This window comes from Kribbella steppae (assembly GCF_004342025.1).
Taxonomy (GTDB): domain Bacteria; phylum Actinomycetota; class Actinomycetes; order Propionibacteriales; family Kribbellaceae; genus Kribbella; species Kribbella steppae.
Genome location: NZ_SLWN01000008.1, coordinates 358,139 through 377,506, shown reverse-complemented (window position 1 = coordinate 377,506; position 19,368 = coordinate 358,139). Strand labels below are relative to the sequence as shown.

General features: G+C 68.6%; 16 protein-coding genes. 11 read left to right on the top strand and 5 right to left on the bottom strand.

The genetic code is table 11. From position 1 onward, the window contains the following. Window positions 1-2: 2 nt before the first annotated feature. Window positions 3-1,199 carry a polyamine ABC transporter substrate-binding protein gene (locus EV652_RS25110; RefSeq protein WP_132211650.1) on the bottom strand — a complete coding sequence of 399 codons (1,197 nt, stop codon included), beginning with the start codon at window positions 1,197-1,199 and terminating at the stop codon, window positions 3-5. A gap of 145 nt (window positions 1,200-1,344) precedes the next feature. On the opposite strand from EV652_RS25110, the gene EV652_RS25105 reads away from it, so the two are divergent. Then, window positions 1,345-1,827: an Lrp/AsnC family transcriptional regulator gene (locus EV652_RS25105; RefSeq protein ID WP_132211649.1), complete on the top strand. Its 483-nt coding sequence runs from the start codon at window positions 1,345-1,347 to the stop codon at window positions 1,825-1,827. Window positions 1,828-1,895: 68 nt separating this feature from the next. Further along, window positions 1,896-3,179, top strand: coding sequence for an NAD(P)/FAD-dependent oxidoreductase (locus EV652_RS25100; RefSeq protein WP_242001981.1), 1,284 nt, complete (start codon window positions 1,896-1,898; stop codon window positions 3,177-3,179). A 5-nt stretch (window positions 3,180-3,184) separates the two neighbouring features. Here the strand turns inward: EV652_RS25100 and EV652_RS25095 are convergent, their stop codons facing one another. Further along, window positions 3,185-3,838, bottom strand: a complete 654-nt coding sequence (locus tag EV652_RS25095) for a nucleotidyltransferase family protein (protein WP_132211647.1) — start codon at window positions 3,836-3,838, stop codon at window positions 3,185-3,187. Window positions 3,839-3,926: 88 nt separating this feature from the next. Then, window positions 3,927-4,667, bottom strand: coding sequence for a GntR family transcriptional regulator (locus EV652_RS25090; RefSeq protein WP_132211646.1), 741 nt, complete (start codon window positions 4,665-4,667; stop codon window positions 3,927-3,929). A 128-nt stretch (window positions 4,668-4,795) separates the two neighbouring features. Between EV652_RS25090 and EV652_RS25085 the strand changes: the two genes are divergently transcribed. The 9 genes from EV652_RS25085 (at window position 4,796) to EV652_RS25045 (ending at window position 16,871) form a co-directional block, all read left to right on the top strand. Beyond that, window positions 4,796-5,938, top strand: a complete 1,143-nt coding sequence (locus EV652_RS25085; protein ID WP_132211645.1) for an FAD-dependent monooxygenase — start codon at window positions 4,796-4,798, stop codon at window positions 5,936-5,938. A gap of 76 nt (window positions 5,939-6,014) precedes the next feature. Then, window positions 6,015-6,803 carry a TIGR03084 family metal-binding protein gene (locus tag EV652_RS25080; protein WP_132211644.1) on the top strand — a complete coding sequence of 263 codons (789 nt, stop codon included), beginning with the start codon at window positions 6,015-6,017 and terminating at the stop codon, window positions 6,801-6,803. After that, window positions 6,800-8,512 carry an acyclic terpene utilization AtuA family protein gene (locus tag EV652_RS25075; RefSeq protein ID WP_132211643.1) on the top strand — a complete coding sequence of 571 codons (1,713 nt, stop codon included), beginning with the start codon at window positions 6,800-6,802 and terminating at the stop codon, window positions 8,510-8,512. Before EV652_RS25080 ends, EV652_RS25075 begins: the two co-directional genes overlap by 4 nt. After that, window positions 8,509-9,630, top strand: a complete 1,122-nt coding sequence (locus EV652_RS25070) for an acyl-CoA dehydrogenase family protein (protein ID WP_199238384.1) — start codon at window positions 8,509-8,511, stop codon at window positions 9,628-9,630. The genes EV652_RS25075 and EV652_RS25070 overlap by 4 nt, the downstream gene beginning before the upstream one ends. A 115-nt stretch (window positions 9,631-9,745) precedes the next feature. After that, window positions 9,746-11,311: an acyl-CoA carboxylase subunit beta gene (locus tag EV652_RS25065; RefSeq protein WP_132211641.1), complete on the top strand. Its 1,566-nt coding sequence runs from the start codon at window positions 9,746-9,748 to the stop codon at window positions 11,309-11,311. A gap of 171 nt (window positions 11,312-11,482) precedes the next feature. Then, entirely contained in the window at window positions 11,483-13,468 is a 1,986-nt protein-coding gene (locus EV652_RS25060; protein WP_132211640.1) for an acetyl/propionyl/methylcrotonyl-CoA carboxylase subunit alpha, read from the top strand. Further along, window positions 13,465-14,622, top strand: a complete 1,158-nt coding sequence (locus EV652_RS25055) for an acyl-CoA dehydrogenase family protein (RefSeq protein ID WP_132211639.1) — start codon at window positions 13,465-13,467, stop codon at window positions 14,620-14,622. The genes EV652_RS25060 and EV652_RS25055 overlap by 4 nt, the downstream gene beginning before the upstream one ends. A gap of 85 nt (window positions 14,623-14,707) precedes the next feature. Beyond that, window positions 14,708-16,264, top strand: a complete 1,557-nt coding sequence (locus tag EV652_RS25050; protein ID WP_132211638.1) for an AMP-binding protein — start codon at window positions 14,708-14,710, stop codon at window positions 16,262-16,264. Next, a complete protein-coding gene (locus EV652_RS25045) occupies window positions 16,257-16,871 on the top strand; it encodes a TetR/AcrR family transcriptional regulator (RefSeq protein ID WP_132211637.1) in 615 nt (204 codons plus the stop codon). Before EV652_RS25050 ends, EV652_RS25045 begins: the two co-directional genes overlap by 8 nt. On the opposite strand, the gene EV652_RS25040 is transcribed toward EV652_RS25045, so the two are convergent. After that, on the bottom strand, window positions 16,783-17,031 hold the full coding sequence (locus EV652_RS25040; protein ID WP_242001980.1) for a helix-turn-helix transcriptional regulator: 249 nt from the start codon (window positions 17,029-17,031) through the stop codon (window positions 16,783-16,785). The genes EV652_RS25045 and EV652_RS25040 overlap by 89 nt on opposite strands. A gap of 60 nt (window positions 17,032-17,091) precedes the next feature. Further along, entirely contained in the window at window positions 17,092-19,344 is a 2,253-nt protein-coding gene (locus tag EV652_RS25035; protein WP_242001998.1) for an NACHT domain-containing protein, read from the bottom strand. Window positions 19,345-19,368: the final 24 nt, after the last annotated feature.

Below are 19,368 nucleotides of genomic sequence, written 5' to 3'. Positions count from 1 at the left end.
GGTCAGCCCCCGATCGCGAGATTGAAGTCGGATTCGTAGAGCTTCGCCTGGGCCGAGTCGAGCGCCATGAAGTGGAAGGTCTTGGCCAGCGTGGCCTCGTCGGGGAAGATCAGCGGATCCTCGACCAGCTCGGGGTCGATCGCCTCCATCGCCTGCTGCGCGCCCTCGACCGGGCAGATGTAGTTCACCCAGGCGGCCAGCGTGGCCGCGACCTCCGGGTCGTAGTAGTAGTTCATCAGCGCCTCGGCGTTCGCTTTGTGAACCGCCTTGTTCGGCACCAGCAGGTTGTCCGACCACAGGCTCAGGCCCTCTTCGGGCACCACGAACTTGATGTCGGCGTTGTCGGCCTGCATCGCGATGACGTCACCGGACCACGCCTCGCACGCGGCGATGTTGCCGGCGTTCAGATCCTGCACGTAGTCGTTGCCGGTGAAGCGCCGGATCTGCCCGGACGCGACCTTGTCCTGGAGCAGTTCCAGCGCCTTGCTCCACTCCGCGTCGTTGAACTTCGCCGGGTCCGCCCCGACCAGGCGCAGCATGAACCCCATCGTGTCGGGCATCTCGGACAGCAGGGTGATCCGGCCCTTGAGGTCGTCGCGGTTGAGCAGGTCGGCGAAGCTGCCCACCGCACTGGTCACCTTGGCGTTGTAGGCGATCCCGGTCAGCCCGGTCTGCCAGGGAACACTGTGGTCCCGCTGCGGATCCCAGCTCGGCGCCTTGAGCTGCTCGAGCAGGTGGGCATCGACGTTCGGGATCTTCGCGTGGTCGAGCTTCTGGATCCACCCCAGCCCGATCATCCGGGCCGCCATCCAGTCGGTCAGCGCGAAGAGGTCCCGGCCGCACGGCTGGCAGCTGCCGAGCTGGTCGCGCACCTTGGCGTAGAACTCGGCGTTGTCGTTGACGTCGGTGGTGTAGGTGACCTGGATGCCACTCCGGCTCTGGAACTCCTCCAGCGTCGGCAGCACCGTCTTGCCGTTCACCTTCTCCTCGGACTCGTCCATGTAACTCGGCCAGTTCGAGAAGAGCAGCGTCTTCTGCTCGGCGGACAGATCGGTGCTGACGCAGCTGCCCTCGCTCTGCTTCGCGGCCGGAATACCGCACCCGGTGAGCAGTCCGCCGCCGGCCAGCCCGAGCGCGGACAACGACACCCCACGGAGAACCGCCCGGCGCCCGACGACAGGCTGGTGACGAGGACTCATAGGACCCCCTAGAGAACTGCTGTCGCGGGCGATACTGTCAAACCGGACTGATCTGGACAAGGGATTCCGCAGCCATTGGCGCATTTCGCAACGAATTCCGCTGCGGCAACTTGCTGACGCCCCGTGACACTGAGAGGATCTCAGAGTGGCTGTACGAACGGGGAACCCCGACAAGAACCAGGCGTTGCTGGACGACACCTCCAAGGCGATCATCGAACAACTCCAGCTGGACGGGCGCCGCTCGTACGCCGCGATCGGCAAGGCGGTCGGACTGTCGGAGGCGGCGGTCCGGCAGCGGGTGCAGCGACTGACCGAGGCCGGCGTGATGCAGGTCGTCGCGGTCACCGATCCGCTCGAGCTCGGCTTCGACCGGCAGGCGATGATCGGGATCAAGGCCGAGGGCGCGCTGGAGCCGATCGCGGACGAGCTGGCAAAGATGGACGAGGTCGAGTACGTCGTCATCACCGCCGGATCGTTCGACGTGCTGGCCGAGGTGCTGTGCGAGAGCGACGAGCACCTGCTTCGGGTCCTGTCCGAGCGGATCCGCCAGATCGAGGGCGTGAAGGCGACCGAGACGTTCGTCTATCTCAAGTTGGTGAAACAGACCTATTCGTGGGGTGTGCGCTGATCCTTTGGGCCGAGACCACCGAGCCCCCGGCCGAGCGGCCCGGGCTCGCAGGTGACCGGGACGCGGACGTGGCGATCGTCGGCGCCGGCTACACCGGCCTGTGGACCGCGTACTACCTGGCGAAGGCCGATCCGGCGCTGCGCATCGTCGTACTGGAGGCGAGGACGGCCGGGTTCGGAGCCTCAGGACGTAATGGTGGTTGGTGTTCCGCGCTGTTCCCGGTGTCGTCGCGGCGACTGGCGTCGCTGCCCGGATCGAATCGCGATGCCGCGATCGAGCTGCACCGGGCGATGCAGGCGACGGTCAACGAGATCGGGCTCGTCACCGCCGCCGAAGGCATCGACTGCGACTACCACAAGGGCGGCACGATCGTGCTCGCGCGCACCCCGACCCAGCTCGCCCGGGCCCGCGCCGAGGTGGCGGCTGCCCATGACTGGGGTCCGGGTGATCTGCGTCTCCTGACTCCGGCCGAGGTTGCCGCGAAGGTCCGGGCAACAAAGGTGCTTGGGGCAACATTCACGCCACACTGCGCCGCCATCCACCCCGGCAAGCTGGTTCGTGGACTGGCCGCCGTCGTCGAACGCCTCGGCGTGACGATCCACGAGAACACCCCGGTGACCGCGATCGAGCCCGGCCGGGCGATCACGCCGTACGGCGTCCTGCGGGCCGACGTGGTGGTCCGGGCCACTGAGGGGTTCACGCCGGGACTGACTGGGGACGTACGCACAATCGCTCCGGTGTACTCGCTGATGGTCGCGACCGAACCGCTCGACGACGCCACCTGGGATCGGATCGGGCTCGCTGACCGGCCGACGTTCAGTGACCACCGGCACCTGATCATCTACGGCCAACGCACGGCCGACGGGCGACTGGCGTTCGGCGGCCGCGGGGCGCCGTACCACTTCGGCTCCCGGATCAAGCCGTCGTACGACGAGGCACCCCGCGTCTTCGCGGCGCTGCGGGCCACCTTGCGGGACCTGTTCGAAGGGCTCGACGGCGTCACCTTCACGCATGCGTGGGGCGGGGCACTCGGCGTGCCGCGGGACTGGTGCCCGTCGGTCGCGCTCGACCGCGGCTCGGGGCTGGCCTGGGCCGGCGGTTATGTCGGCGATGGCGTCAGCACGGCGAACCTGGCCGGGCGGACGCTGACGGACCTGATCCTCGGGCACGACACCGGCCTGGTCCGGCTGCCCTGGGTCGGCCACCGCTCGCGCCGCTGGGAACCCGAACCGGTGCGCTGGTTCGGCATCAACGCCGGCCTGCGGGCGATGACGATCGCCGACACCGAGGAACGCCTCACCGGCCGCGACAGCCGGATCGCCCGGCTGATGGCACCCCTACTCGGCCACTGACTAGGTCAGCTCACGCCTAGACGGGCACGATGCACGGGCGTGGTCCGGTCCAGGAGCGAGGGAACGGGGACGCCGTACAGCGGGAGGCTCGGTTGGAGCCAGTCGTTGAGGATGGGGTCCTCTTTGGTGAGGTGGTCGGTGAGCTCGGTGCGGCTGAGCTCGAAGACGTGGGCCGGGTTGCCGGTGAGGTCGACGACCGACTGCATCAGCCGGGCGGCCTGGTCCTCCCAGAGGACGTCGCCGGTGTCGACCTGGTCCGGGCGGATCAGCAGCAGGTCGACGTCACTCTCGAGATCACCGTCGCCGCGCGCGATCGCGCCGTACAGGCTGGCGTGCACCGGCGGGATCCGCCAGGCGCTGATCTCGTCGGCGAGGCGGCTGGTGAGAGTACTGCGGAGGTCGGCGAGGAACTCCACGGCCGGGGCGACGAGGTGGTTGCGGTTGAGGTGATAGAGCAACGAGTTGCCGACGTCGTCGACGTGGACGAGGCCGGTGGTCGCGAGCCGCTGCAGGACGAGGCGAACGCCGGCGACGCTTCCGGTGCCGGCGAGTTTGTGGATCTGCCGGCCGGACAGGCCGCGTTCACTGCGGGCGAGCACCTGCAGCACGGGGCCGTCCAGCGATGGGATGGCGGTGCTGATCGGGCTTCTGAGATCCATGAGGCTGCCCACGATAGTTACCTGCTGTCCACCGAGAGTAATCACCGTGACACGGCAACTACTCCTTGCCTTCAGCAAGGAGTAGCGGCTACAGGCCGCGGGCGTCGGCGCGGAGGGTCGGGGTGGTGCGGAGTTCGGTGGTGAAGGCGTAGCGGTCGCCTCGGTAGAGGGCTGAGGTGTACTCGAAGACGCGGTCGCGATGGTCGAAGCTGATGCCGTGGACCGCAAGGCAGGGCTGGGTCGTGGGGATGTCGAGCCAGCCCGCGGTCTTGGCGTCGGGCATGACCGGTTCGATCCGTGAGGTGCCGCTGACGTGGTCGATGCCGTACCGGTTGTTGAGCAGGTCGTACAGCGAACCGTTGAGGTCGTCGGCCTGCAGACCGGGGACGTACCCGGCGGGCAGCGTGGTGCGCTCGACCACCATCGGTACGTCGTCGGCCAGGCGGAGCCGGGTGAACGTGATGATCGGGTCGCCGACGGGGATGCGGAGCCGGCGGGCGGCGGAGCGCTCGGCCTTCTGGTGCCGGAACTCGAGCATCGTGCTGCCCGGTCGCATCCCGCGCCGTCGGACGTCCTCGGAGAAACCGATCATGCCGAGCCACTTCGCCACCTTCGGGCGGTTCGTGTAGGTACCGCTGCCGTGCCGGCGGACCAGCAGTTCCTCGATCACCAACTCGTCGACGGCGCGGCGCAGCGTCATCCGGGCCACGTTCCAGCGGACCGCCAACTCCCGCTCCGGCGGCAGCGCGGCACCCTCGGGCAGGGTGTCGATCAAGCTGAGCAGCAACGCCCGGATCTCGGCGGCCTTCCCGGGCAGCGAACCATGCATTGGTCTTGCGTAACACCTACACGGGGTCGTCAGAAAGACTTTCCACACCGATCGAAACGCTTGAACCACGCGCCAAACCTGGTAGACCACTTCCCCCCGGGAGCTTGCGAAGAAGTAGCCTCCGACGCATGGGGACGCGTGAGGAAACTTCGACCGCGCTGATCATCGGCGCCGGCATCGGCGGGCTGGCGGCAGCGGTGGGACTGCGGCGGATCGGCTGGTCGGTCACTGTGCTCGAGCGGGCTCCGATCATCGCCGAGGTCGGCGCCGGGCTGACGCTGTGGCCGAACGCGGAGCGGGCCCTCGACGTGCTCGAACTGGACGTCGGGCCGCGGACGATCCCGACGATCTCGCGCGGCAACGTGCGGACGCCGTCCGGCCGCTGGCTGCGCCACAGTCACCCGGAGGATGTCGGCGTACTCGCGATCCATCGGGCCGACCTGCACGACGTACTGCGGAAGGAACTGCCCGAGGCGGCCCTGCACACCGATGCCGAGGTGGTGTCGGTGTCACCCAAGGGCGCCGTGGTCTGCCGATCTGCCGGCGAGGAACACGAACTGAGCGCCGACCTGGTGATCGCCGCCGACGGAGTCAACAGCATCACCCGGCGCAGCCTGTGGTCCGGCGACCCCGTCTTCCAGCACCGGACGGTCTGGCGTGGTGTAACGCCGAGCGGGTCCGTCTGGCCGGTGCAGGAGTCGCTGACGCTCGGCCGTGGTGTGCAGGTCGGCGTACTGCCACTCCCGGACGAGCGCGTCTACTGGTTCGTCATGGTCAACGGAGACCGGCCGAACCAGCTGTACGCCGACGATCGCCGGGAGGTGCTGAATCGGGTCGGTGACTGGCACCATCCGATTCCGGCGCTGATCGCGACAACGCCCGAGGATCAGGTGTTGCACAACGACATCGTCGACATCGACCCGCTGCCGACGTTCGTGAACGATCGCGTCGTACTGCTCGGCGACGCGGCGCACGCGATGCCGCCGGACCTGGGCCAGGGTGCATGTCAGGCGATCGAGGATGCCGTCGTCCTGGCCGCTTGCCTCGCATCGGGTGACGTCTCTGACGGGCTGAAGAGGTACGACGAGCAACGACGAGCAAGGGTGCAACCGATGGCGGAGGCGGCCCGCGCGTCGGTACGGCGGACGTCGAACACCAGCTGGCTGGCCCACTTCGCGGTCTCCGTCGCCGCCCGGTTGATCCCGCCCGCGGCCTGGCGGAAGGCGACCGCGCAGTGGTCCGACTGGACGCCGCCCACGCTGCCGAACTGAAAAACAAGCACGCTTGATTCTTTTTGCCGGCCGTGCAACGCTCGGCAGGCAAGATCCCGACCCCGGGGAGTGCAGCGTGCAACTGGAAGAAGTGCTGGCCGATCTGTGGGCCGAGAGCGCGGACCTGGACCGGCTGGTCGGCGGATTGCCGGCCGACGATTGGTCCACGCCGACACCGGCCGAAGGCTGGACGATCGCCCACCAGATCGCCCATCTCGCCTGGACCGACGAGGCCGCGCACCTCGCCGTCACCGATCCCGACGCCTTCAAGGCCTCGCTGGAGCACGCCGCCGCCAACCCGTCGACGTACGTCGACGAGGGCGCCAACGAGACGGCCGCATTGCCGCCGGATCAGCTGCTGACGTATTGGCGTGAGACGCGCGCCGAGATCGCCGAGGCGCTCAAGCAGGTGCCGGCCGGCGAGAAGGTGCTGTGGTACGGACCGCCGATGAGTCCGACCTCGATGGCGACGGCACGGCTGATGGAGACGTGGGCACACGGGCAGGACGTGGTCGACGCACTGCAGGTCACCCGCCAGCCGTCAAACCGACTGCGCCACGTCGCCCACCTGGCGGTCCGCACTCGTGACTTCGCCTACCTCCTGAACAACCGCACCCCACCGACCGAGCCGTTCTACGTCGAGCTCACCGGCCCGGACGATCAGACCTGGACCTGGGGTCCCGACGACGCCAGGCAGCGCGTGACCGCTCCGGCGCTCGACTTCTGTTTGCTGGCGACCCAACGCCGGCATCGCGACGATCTCGCCGTACAGGCCGAAGGTGCGGACGCGGAGGAGTGGCTCGGCATCATCCAGGCGTTCGCGGGGCTGCCCGGTCAGGGCCGCGAGCGAGGGCAGTTCGGATGACCACGCCGATCAGGATCGGGAACGCGTCCGGGTTCTACGGCGATCGGTTCAGCGCGGTCCAGGAGATGCTCACCGGCGGGCCGCTCGACGTCCTGACCGGCGACTACCTGGCCGAGCTGACCATGCTGATCCTCGGCCGGGACCGGCTGAAGGACCCGTCGCTCGGGTACGCACGGACGTTCCTCAAACAACTCGAGACCGGCCTCGGCGAGGCACTCGACCGCGGCGTCAAGATCGTCAGCAACGCCGGCGGCCTCAACCCGGCGGGCCTCGCCCAGGCCATCGCGGACCTGGCTGACAAGCTCGGCCTGCACCCCAAGATCGCGTACGTCGAAGGCGACGACCTCCTGCCCCGGGCCGCTGAGCTCGACCTCGGCACGCCGCTCACCGCTAACGCGTACCTCGGCGCTTGGGGCATCGCCGACGCCCTGCAAGCCGGCGCGGATGTCGTCGTCACCGGCCGGGTCACCGATGCCTCGGTGATCGTCGGACCGGCCGCCGCCCACCACGGCTGGAAGCGGACCCAGTACGACGAACTCGCCGGTGCCGTAGTGGCCGGGCACGTGATCGAGTGCGGCTGTCAGGCGACCGGCGGCAACTACGCCTTCTTCGGCGAGATCCGCGATCTCGGCCGGCCCGGGTTCCCGATCGCCGAGATCGACGCGGACGGCAGCAGCGTCATCACCAAGCACGACAACACCGGCGGCGCGGTCTCGATCGACACGGTCAAGGCGCAACTCCTCTACGAGATCACCGGCGCCCGGTACGCCGGTCCGGACGTCACCACCCGCCTCGACACGATCGAGCTCAGCGTCGACGGACCTGATCGCATCCGGATCAGCGGTGTCCGCGGTGAGCCGCCGCCACCGACGTACAAGGTGTCGCTCAACAGCGTCGGTGGGTTCCGCAACGAGGTGGATTTCGTGCTGACCGGGCTCGAGCTCGAGGCGAAGGCGGAGCTGGTGCAGCGGCAGCTCGAGCAGGCGCTGGCTTCCAGGCCCGCTGAGCTGCGGTGGACGCTCGCCTGGACCGAGAAGCCGAACGCGGACTCCGAGGAGGAGGCGAGCGTCTTCCTCCGCTGTGCCGTCAAGGACCCGGACCCGAAGGTCGTCGGTCGTGCGTTCTCCAGTGCCGCGGTCGAGCTGGCGTTGTCGAGCTACCCCGGATTCCACGTCACCGCTCCGCCTGGCGAGGGATCGCCGTACGGGATCTTCCAGGCCGGGTACGTCGACATCCACGAGGTCGAGCAGGTCGTCGTACTGCCGGATGGCACTCGGAAGGCCGTCGAGCCCGCGGCGGAGACGCAGCCGCTGACCCCGGTCGAGGACATCGAGCTGCCGATTCCGCTGCCACAGCTCGCGTCGAGTGGCCGCCCACGGACGCGTGAGGTCCCGTTCGGCCGCATCGCCGGGGCACGGTCCGGCGACAAGGGCGGCGATGCGAACGTCGGCGTGTGGGTGCGGCAGGAGAAGGCTTGGCGGTGGCTCGCGCACACGTTGACGGTCGAGCTGTTCCAGGAGCTGCTGCCGGAGACTCAGCCGCTGACTGTCACCCGCTACCTCCTCCCGAACCTGTGGGCGGTCAACTTCGTCGTCGAAGGCTTGCTGGGTGAGGGCGTCGCGTCGCAGGCGCGGTTCGATCCGCAGGCGAAGGCGGTCGGCGAATGGCTGCGTTCCCGGTACGTCGACGTACCGGAGGTCCTCCTGTGAACGACTTCAGGCAGACCGTCCGACGATTCATGGCAGCCGAGGTGCTGCCGTATCTGGACGAGTGGGAGCGGGCCGGTGAGTTGCCGCGCGACCTGCACGAGAAGGCCGGGAAGATCGGGCTGCTCGGGGTCGGGTTCCCGGCTGAGGTCGGCGGCGGTGGCGGTTCGCTGCTCGATGCGATCGCGGTCGTGGAGGAGATGCACTACGCGGGTGGGTCGGGCGGTCTGGTCGCATCGTTGCTGACCTGCGGGATCGCACTCCCGCATATTGTTGCTGCGGGCAACGTTGAGCAGATCGCGCGCTGGGTGGAGCCGACGCTGCAAGGTTCGATGATCGGCGCCCTGGCGATCACCGAGCCCGATGGTGGATCGGATGTCGCCTCGCTGCGTACGACGGCCCGGCGGGACGGCGACTCGTTCGTCGTCAACGGCGCGAAGACCTACATCACCTCGGGATGCCGCGCGGACTTCGTCACTACGGCGGTCCGGACGGACGGGCCGGGTGCGCACGGGATCAGCCTGCTGGTGATCGAGCGTGGCACGCCCGGGTTCGAGGTGTCGCGGAAGCTGGAGAAGATGGGCTGGCTGTGTTCGGACACGGCCGAGCTCTCGTTCACCGACGTACGCGTGCCTGCTGCCAACCTGGTCGGAGCGGCCGGCTCCGGATTCGTCCAGCTGGCGGTGAACTTCGTCGCCGAGCGGCTGACGCTGGCGGTGCAGGCGTACGCCGGAGCGCAGCGGGCGCTCGACCTGACCGTGGAGTGGTGCCGGGCTCGGGAGACTTTCGGCCGGCCGTTGATCTCGCGGCAGACCGTGCAACACACACTCACCGAGATGGCGCGGCGGATCTCAGTGGCCCGGGTCTATGTGCATCACGTGGCTGAGCGGGCCTTGAAGGGCGAGGACGTGATCGCCGAGGTGTGCTTCGCCAAGAACACGGCCGTCGAAGCCGGGCAATGGGTGTGCGACCAGGCACTCCAGCTGCACGGCGGTCTCGGCTACATGCGTGAGGCCGAGGTCGAGCGCCAGTACCGCGACCAGAAGATCCTCGCGATCGGCGGCGGCACCACCGAGATCCTGACCACCCTCGCCTCGAAACGACTGGGGTTCACCGGATGACGGTATTGAATTGCGCCTCCGGCACGGCGGGGTCATGGGGCTTTGACTCCCGCCCTTCCCTCGTCGCTCCAGTCGCTTCGCTCCCTCCACTCCTCAGTCCAGGCCGGGAGGCCCCATGACCAATCGTGAGGCGATGCTGGAGAAGCTCGAGGCACTGGACGCCGAGCACGCCAAGGCGCTGGCCGGTGGCGGCGAGAAGTACGTCGAGCGGCATCACAAGCGGGGGAAGTTGCTGGCCCGGGAGCGGATCGAGTTGCTGCTCGACCTGGACTCGCCGTTCCTCGAGTTGTCGCCACTGGCCGGCTGGGGTTCCGACTTCACGGTCGGGGCGAGCCTGGTCACCGGGATCGGGGTGGTCGAAGGCGTCGAGTGCCTGATCACCGCGAACGACCCGACCGTCAAGGGTGGCGCGAGTAATCCGTGGACACTCAAGAAGGCTCTGCGGGCGGACGAGATCGCCCGCGCGAACCGGCTGCCGGTGATCAGCCTGGTCGAGTCCGGCGGTGCGGACCTGCCGACGCAGAAGGAGATCTTCATCCCCGGCGGCGCGATGTTCCGCAACCTGACCCGGTTGTCGGCCGAGGGGATCCCGACGATCGCGCTGGTGTTCGGCAACTCGACCGCGGGCGGCGCGTACATCCCCGGCATGAGCGACTACGTGGTGATGGTCGACGGTGGTGCGAAGGTGTTCCTGGCCGGGCCGCCGCTGGTGAAGATGGCGACCGGTGAGGACGCCGACGACGAGTCCCTCGGCGGTGCGTCGATGCACGCCCGGGTCTCGGGGCTGGCCGACTACTTCGCCGTCGACGAGCAGGACGCGATCCGGCTCGGCCGGCAGATCGTGTCCCGGCTCAACTGGCGCAAACTCGGTCCGCCGCCGCTGCCGTCGTACGACGAACCTCTGTACGACGCCGACGAGTTGCTCGGGATCGTGCCGGGTGACCTGAAGATCCCGTTCGATCCGCGGGACGTGATCGCCCGGGTGGTGGACGGCTCGGTCTTCGACGAGTTCAAACCGCTGTACGGGTCGTCGCTGGCGACCGGGTGGGCGTCGGTGCACGGGTATCCGGTCGGCATCCTGGCGAACGCGCGCGGCGTCCTGTTCAGCGAGGAGTCGCAGAAGGCGGCCCAGTTCATCCAGCTCGCGAACCGGGCGAACACACCGCTGATCTTTCTGCACAACACCACCGGCTACATGGTCGGGCAGGAGTACGAGCAGGGCGGGATCATCAAGCACGGCGCGCAGATGATCAACGCGGTCTCCAACTCGCGGGTGCCGCACATCTCGATCCTGATGGGCGCGTCGTACGGCGCCGGCCACTACGGGATGTGTGGTCGCGCGTTCGATCCGCGGTTCCTGTTCGCCTGGCCGTCGGCGAAGTCGGCGGTGATGGGTCCGCAACAGCTCGCCGGTGTGCTGTCGATCGTGGCACGCGCCGCCGCGGCCGCGAAGAACCAGCCGTACGACGAGGACGGCGACGCCGCCATGCGCGCGTACGTCGAGGGCCAGATCGAAGCCGAGTCACTGCCGATGTTCCTGTCCGGCCGCCTGTACGACGACGGCGTCATCGACCCCCGCGACACCCGGACCGTCCTCGGCATCTGCCTGTCCGCCATCCACTCCGCCCCGGTTGAGGGCACCCGCTTCGACGGCGCCAACTTCGGCGTCTTCCGGATGTGATGCCAATGACAGTGCTTTTGGCCGGGCCTCCGGCGCCGGCAGGGTCATGGGGCCTTGGCTCCCGGCCTTCCCTCGTCACTCCAGTCGCTGCGCTCCCTCCACTCCTCAGTCCAGGCCGGGAGGCCCCATGACCGGGCTACCTCCGCTCCTCAGTCCAGGCCGGGAGGCCCCATGACCACGTCGGAGTCGGCTGTGATCACCTCGGTATTCGTGGCCAACCGCGGTGAGATCGCCCGCCGGGTCTTCCGCACCGCTCGTGCCCTCGGCCTGTCGACCGTCGCGGTGCACTCAACGGCTGACTCCTTGATGCCGTACGTCGACGAGGCCGATGCAGCTGTGCACCTGCCGGGCAACGCACCCGGCGACACCTATCTGCGCGGTGAGTTGGTGATCGAGGCGGCGTTGAGGGCGGGCGCCGACGCGGTGCATCCGGGGTACGGGTTCCTGTCGGAGAACGCCGGGTTCGCGCAGGCGGTGATCGATGCCGGGCTGATCTGGATCGGGCCGCCGGTGGACGCGATCTCGTCGATGGGCTCGAAGATCGAGGCGAAGAAGCTGATGGCCGCGGCGGGTGTCCCGGTGCTCGCCGAGCTGACCCCGGCGGAGGTGTCGGCCGCTGATCTGCCCGTGCTGGTGAAGGCGTCGGCTGGCGGCGGTGGCCGCGGGATGCGGGTCGTCTCGCGGTTGGAGGACTTGCCGCACGAGATCGAGGCCGCGTCTGCGGAGGCGTTGTCGGCGTTCGGTGACGGGACGGTGTTCTGCGAGCGGTACCTGGCGTCCGGCCGGCACATCGAGGTACAGATCATGGCCGACCAGCACGGCACGATCTGGGCGGTCGGCGAACGGGAGTGCTCGATCCAGCGCCGCCACCAGAAGGTGGTCGAGGAAGCCCCGTCACCACTGGTCGAACGCATCCCGTCCATGCGCGCCGAGCTCTTCGACGCCGCGCGCAAGGCGGCCGCCGCGATCGGGTACGTGGGCGCCGGCACGGTCGAGTTCCTTGCTGATGAGGCAGGGTCGTTCTACTTCCTCGAGATGAACACCCGCCTCCAGGTCGAGCACCCGGTCACCGAGGAGACCACGGGCCTCGACCTGGTGGAGTTGCAGTTGGCGGTCGCGGCTGGGGCCCGGCTACCGGCTGAGCCCCCGCCCACGGTCGGCCACGCGATCGAGGTCCGCCTGTACGCCGAGGACCCGACGAACGACTGGCAACCCCAAACCGGTCGCCTACACCGCTTCGGAGTCGGGGTAGACCGAGTCTTCGGAAGAAAAGTTGCACCCAGCGACCACAATCTTCCGGAAAGCGGCCCGACTCGGGTGCGGGTTGACTCTGGGGTGGTGGATGGGTCGGAGGTGTCGCCGTACTACGACGCGATGCTGGCCAAGGTGATCGTGTGGTCACCTGAGCGGACCGCGGCAGCGAGGCGGCTGGCCGCCGAGTTGGCTCGGGCAACGATCCATGGGGTGGGAACCAACCGCGACCTGCTCGGCTGGATCCTGCGACATCCGGCGTTCCTTGCCGGGGACACCGACACCGGGTTCTTCGAGCGGCACGGGATCGGCGTGCCAGTCGATCCTGCGGTCGGCCAGGTGTCGGCGTTGGCGGCGGCGTTGGCGGATGCTGCTGGGCGGGTGCGTGGTGTGCGGGTGCCGAGCGGTTGGCGGAATGTGCCTTCGCAGCCGCAGCGGAAGAGCTATCGGGTGGGTGAGACCACGCATGAGGTGGCCTACCGGCTGACCCGTGACGGGCTGGTTGTCGAGGACAACGTTCAGCTCGTCTCCCACCTCCCGGAGCGGGTGGTGCTGGAGGTTGACGGCGTACGGCGGACGTTCGAGGTGGCGGCGTACGACGGGTTGGTGTGTGTGGACTCGTCGCTCGGGTCGGTGGCATTGACGCCGGTGGAGCGGTTCACGGATCCGTCGCAGCAGGTGTCGGCGGGGTCTTTGCTCGCGCCGATGCCTGGCGTTGTGACCCGGGTCGGCGTACAGGTGGGTGACGAGGTCAAACAGGGGCAGCCGCTGCTCTGGCTGGAAGCGATGAAGATGGAACACACCATCTCCGCTCCGGCCGACGGGGTGGTCGGCGAACTCACAGTCGAGGCAGGTCAACAGGTCGAGGTCGGCGCCGTACTGGCCGTGGTCGAGGAGGATGCATGAATTTCATCGAATCCGAGGAACGGCAAGCGCTGCGGAAAGCAGTCGGGGAGCTAGGTAAGAAGTACGGCTACGAGTGGTTCAACCACCAGGCGCGGACCGGTGGGCACACCACCGAGCTGTGGCTGGAGGCCGGCAAGCTCGGGTACCTCGGCGTCAACCTGCCGGAGCAGTACGGCGGCGGAGGCGGCGGCATGGCCGACCTGTCGATCGTGCTCGAGGAGCTCGGCGCCGCGGGCTGCCCACTGCTGATGCTGGTCGTGTCGCCGTCGATCTGCGGCACGGTGATCGACCGGTTCGGCACCGACGACCAGAAGCAGCAGTGGCTGCCCGGACTGGCCGACGGTACGACGATCATGGCCTTCGCGATCACCGAGCCCGACGCCGGCTCGAACTCCCACGAGATCACCACGACCGCACGTCGTACCGAGGACGGCTGGTCGCTGACCGGGCGCAAGGTCTTCATCTCCGGACTCGATGTCGCGAAGGCCATCCTGGTCGTCGGCCGCACCGAGGACGCGCGGACCGGGAAGCTGAAGCCGGCCCTGTTCGTCGTGCCGGTGGACGCGCCCGGGGTGGAGTTCAACCAGATCGAGATGGACCTGATCAGCCCGGACAAGCAGTTCGCGCTGTTCCTCGACGACGTCCGGCTGCCGCGCGAGGCACTGGTCGGCTCCGAGGACGCGGCGTTGATGCAGCTGTTCGCCGGGCTCAACCCCGAGCGGATCATGGCGTCCGCGTTCGCGATCGGGATCGCGCGGCACGCGCTCGGCAAGGCGACCGCGTACGTCAAGGACCGGCAGGTGTGGAAGGGCCCGATCGGCGCCCATCAGGGGATCGCGCATCCGCTCGCGCAGATCAAGATCGAGCTCGAACTGGCCCGGCTGATGCTGCAGAAGGCCGCCGCCCTGTACGACGCCGGCGACGACCTCGGCGCAGGTGAGGCGGCGAACATGGCAAAGTACGCGGCCGGCGAGGTCGCGGTCCGGGCCACCGACCAGGCGGTCCAGTCACTCGGCGGCAACGGCATGACGACGGAGTACGGCGTCGCCTCGCTGATCGCGGCGGCCCGGGCCACCCGGATCGCGCCGGTGAGCCGGGAGATGATCCTGAACTTCGTCGCGCAGCACAGCCTCGGGCTGCCCAAGTCGTACTGAGATCTTCCGGATTACCGCTCGGTAGGTCAGAGTTCGTGCACCAAGCGATCGTGCAGACAGACAGTGCCGAAAGGATTGGCGCCAGATGATCATCACCAGCGAGTTCCCGCCCGTCGAGATCCTCGACGTCCCCATCCATGACGCAGTCCTCGGCCGGGCCCAGGAGTACGGCGACCGGCCGGCCCTCGTGGACGGGGTGAGCGGCCGGGAGATCACCTACGCCCAGCTGGACGGGATGAGCCGCCGGGTCGCGGCCGGGTTCGCCGAGCTCGGCATCCGGCACGGCGACACGATCGCGCTCTACAGCCCGAACACGATCCTCTACCCGGTCGTCTTCTACGGCGCCACCCGCGCGGGCGCGACCGTGACGACGGTGAACGCGCTGTACACCGCGGGCGAACTGCACAAGCAACTGGTCGACTCCAAGGCGAAGCTGCTGGTGACGATCTCGCTGTTCCTGCCGGTGGCGACCGCAGCCGTGGAAGGCACCGACGTCACCGAGATCTTCGTCTGCGACCAGGCCGAGGGGTACCGCTCGGTGATGGAACTGGTCGCGTCGACCGGCCCCGAGCCGGAAGTGACGATCAATCCGGCCGAGGACGTCGCCGTACTTCCGTATTCGAGCGGTACGACGGGCGCGGCCAAGGGCGTGATGCTGACGCACCGGAACATCGCGACGAATATCGCGCAGGGCGAGGTGATGATCAAACTCGGCGAGAACGAACGAATCATCGCGATCCTGCCGTTCTTCCACATCTACGGGCTGACCGTGCTGATGAACCTGCCGCTCCGGCTCGGCGCGACGGTCGTCGTACTGCCGAAGTTCGACCTGGAGCAGTTCCTGACCACGCTCGACCAGCAGCGGATCACCCGGGCGTTCGTCGCGCCGCCGATCGTGCTGGCGCTGGCGAAGCACCCGGCGGTGGATGGGGTGGACCTGTCGGCGCTGAAGTACGTGATGTCCGCCGCGGCGCCGCTCGACGGCGAGCTGGCCGAGGCGTGCGCGAAGCGGCTCGGGTTGCATGCGGTGCTGCAGGCCTACGGGATGACCGAGTTGTCGCCGGGTACGCACTCGGTGCCGCAGGACGACGAGGAGCCACCGCCCGGTGCCGTGGGCAAGCTCTTCCCGTCCACCGAGATGCGGCTGGTCGGTGCTGATGGCAACGATGCGGCGGAGGGCGAGATCTGGATCCGCGGGCCGCAGGTGATGAAGGGATACCTCGGCCGGCAGGCCGAGACCGACGCGACCATCGACCGGGACGGCTGGTTGCACACCGGCGACATCGGCCGGATGGACGACCGCGGGTACTTGTACGTCATCGACCGGGTGAAAGAACTGATCAAGTACCACGGCTACCAGGTGCCGCCGGCCGAGCTGGAGGCGGTACTGCTCACCGACGAGCGGATCGCGGACGCTGCGGTGATCGGGGTGCAGGCCGACGGCAACGAGGTGCCGAAGGCGTTCGTCGTACCGATGCCGGGCGTGGAGCTGACCGAGGCCGACGTGATCGAGTACGTGTCCGCGCGGGTGGCGCCGTACAAGAAGATCCGGCAGGTGGAGTTCATCGAGGCGGTGCCGAAGGCGGCCTCGGGCAAGATCCTGCGGCGTGAGCTCAGAGCCCGCGAGGCCGCCCGTGACTGAGGCCCTCAAGGAACCCCAGCAGGACCGCAGCCGGGCCACCCGGCAGCGGCTGCTCGAGGCGGCGGTCGAGTCGCTGGCCGAGGTCGGGTACGCCGGGACGACGGTGTCGGTCGTCGCGGCCCGGGCTGGGGTTTCGCGGGGTGCCGCACAGCACCACTTCCCGACGCGGGCGGACCTGTTCGCTGCGGCGGTCGAGTACATGACCGAGGTCCGGCTGGCGGAGATCAGAGCCCAGGCCGCCGCACTGCCCAGTGGGCCGGGGCGGACCGAGGCGATCGTGGGGATGCTCGCGGATGTCTACACCGGACCGCTCTTCCGCGCCGCACTGCATCTGTGGGTGGCTGCGTCGACAGAGGAGGCGCTGCGGAAGCAGATCGTCCGGCTGGAGTCGCACGTCGGGCGTCAGGCCCACAGGGCTCTGCTGGAAGTGCTTGAGGTGAGTGAGCGGACTCCTGGGGTGCGGGAGACCGTGCAGGGCGTGCTGGACATGGCACGCGGGTTGGGCCTGGCTGACCTGCTCACGGATGACAGTGCTCGCCGGCGCGGGATCGTGCGGCAGTGGAGCCACATCCTCGATCAGGCATTGCCTCGATCAGGCGCTGCGTGACCCAGGGGTGTGACCGAAGGCGCGGCGGAACGTGTCGATGAACGCACTGGTCGACGCCCCAGCCGCACTGGTGAGCGACGCGAGTCACGGAGTCGCCACCGGCCAGCAACCTGAGCGCTGTGTGCAGCCGCAATTGCGTGCGCCACTGTGGAAAGGTCATGCCTAGGTCTGCCCGGCAGAGCCGGCTCAAGGTCCGTTCACTCGCACCTATGCGGCCTGGTCAGGAAGGGACTCGGGATCTCGTGCGCTCGGTGATGCGGCGGTCGACCTTGGTGGCCAGGTGGTTGGGTGCGCACTCGGCCAGGTGGTCGCGGACGAGCAGGTGGATGAAGGAGTACTCACCACGGCCCGTGCGCGCCAGCACGTAGCGGTCGGCGGCGTACCGGAGGAACGCGCGGCGGCGCCACGGGAGGTAGCCGGTCCAGCGGAGCAGGAAGTCGTGCAGGAGGCGGGAGAGCGGCCCGGCGAACACCGGCGGACGGCGGCGCCAGGCCTTGGCTGCGACGACTCCGACCAGTACGCCGGCGACGGCTTCCAGCTCCGGCGACGCCAGGTCGGCGCCGAGTGCGGTCGCCAGCAGGATGCCGACCAGCGCGCCGCCGATCACCCACGGATCCATCCGCCAACCGTTCCCGGTGCTGGGGAGGACCAGGTGGTCGGTCGGCAGCGACTTCACCATTCTGATGCCCTGGGCAACCATCAGGCCGACGGCGAGCCCGGTCGCGAAGCTGCCGGGCGCGTTGCCGAGGCTGAGGGCGAGCCAGCCGCCCACGATGACCACGGTCAGCCGGACCGCGAGCAGCAACCGGCGCCGGTTGTCGTGGGACACGATCAGTTCGATCGCGTACGTCGCTCCGATCGCCAGTGCCTCGATGGTCAACGCCAGCCCGATCGGTAGGAGCTCGACCAGGCCCATACCGGCGACGACCAGAACGAGGGTGGTCGCCGTACCTGCGACGAAGGTGAGAGCCAGCAACGGCGCCCACTGTGGCTTGGAGCCGTCTGTGGTGAGCACCTGCCACGGGCGCGGCCGCAGGTGCACCAGCAGCAGTGCTGACCCGGCCACGGCCAGCCCGGCCAGTACGCCGTACTGCGCGACTGCAGCGAGTGTCGCCCCAGCAGCGAGCCCGGCGAACAGTGCGGGGAGGCAGACCGCGTGTGCGAGGTAGTGCACCTCTGGCACCGAGAGTCCGTGCCAGCCGTTGGGGATGAGCCACCTTGGTACGGCGGTGCGGTCGCCGGCGCGCTGACGGGTCCACCAGGCCAGGCACCACAGGGAACGGACGGCAGTGCGGGAGTCGTACTGACGGCTGGACAAGCGGTCGCGGGACAGGACTTCGGAGATGTAGGTGTCGAACAGTTCGCGGCGCAGGTCGGCGACACCGCCTGCGACGACCTCCTCCGGGGCGCGGCCCTGGTAGGCGAGGATCATCACGTTGAGCATGAGTGGCGAGTTGACCAGGTCCCAGACCTCGTCGTCCTGCTCGATGGCGGCACGGGCGCCGTCCAGTTCGGATCCTACGGCTTCGAAGTAGTCGAGGACCTGTTGCCTGGTGAGTGGTCTGATGTGCACAGCGCCGTACAGGCTGAGCTGGTTGGGCAGGAGCTTGTAGTCCTGGGTCCGGCAGGTCACTGCGATCTTGCCGACGAGGTAGCGGCGGCGGAGCTCTTCCAGCACGGGTGCAAGCTTGTCGCGGTGTGGCTTGGCGATCTCGTCGAGGCCGTCGAGCAGGAGCGCCAGTCGGCCGCGGCGCAACCAGGTGCGGCCCACTGCGGGCGGGATGCCGTACCTGGTGTTGAGCTCGATGAAGAGCCAGCGGACGAAGCCGGCGAGGTACGGGCTGTCGAGTGGGTCGTCGTCGTTGCTGCGGGACGGGTGGGCCGACCAGCCGGCCAGGTCGATCAGCACCGGGATCGGCTTGTTCTCGTCCGCGTGGGCCTGCTCGGAGAGAGTGCCGGCCAGGTCGAGGAGCAGTGTCGTCTTGCCGGCTCCTGGTGCGCCCAGGATCAGCATGGAGTCCTGGAGCTGGTCGAAGACTGTGGCGATGTCTTGGTCGTCGGGGACCTGCTGGGGTGTGCTGTCGAGTGGCTGGACCAGCAGGTCGTACGGGCGGACGACTGCTTCGGGGCGTTCGTCGACGGCTAGTGCGATGCGGGTGCGGGAGGCGAGTGAGCCTGCTACTCGTTGGGAGAGGTAGCGGTCGACGCGGGCCAGGGCGTTCGGGCGGTTGCGGGGCTGGTCGGCGGAGCGGCCGGAGACAGTCGGCAGGCGGCGGCTGCGGAACTCGATCAGCGCGGTGACGATCGCGATCACCCAGAGCGCGCCGATGAGTGGCCAGGTCCAGTCGGCGTACGGGGCGAGGAAGCCGGGGGCGGTGCCGCCGGTGCCGACGTTGATCGCGATCGGCAGCAGCACCAGGGTCAGCGACACGGTCACCACGAGCACGACAGCCCGCACCACACCGTCCCGCATCCTCACCAAACGGAGCGTAACGGT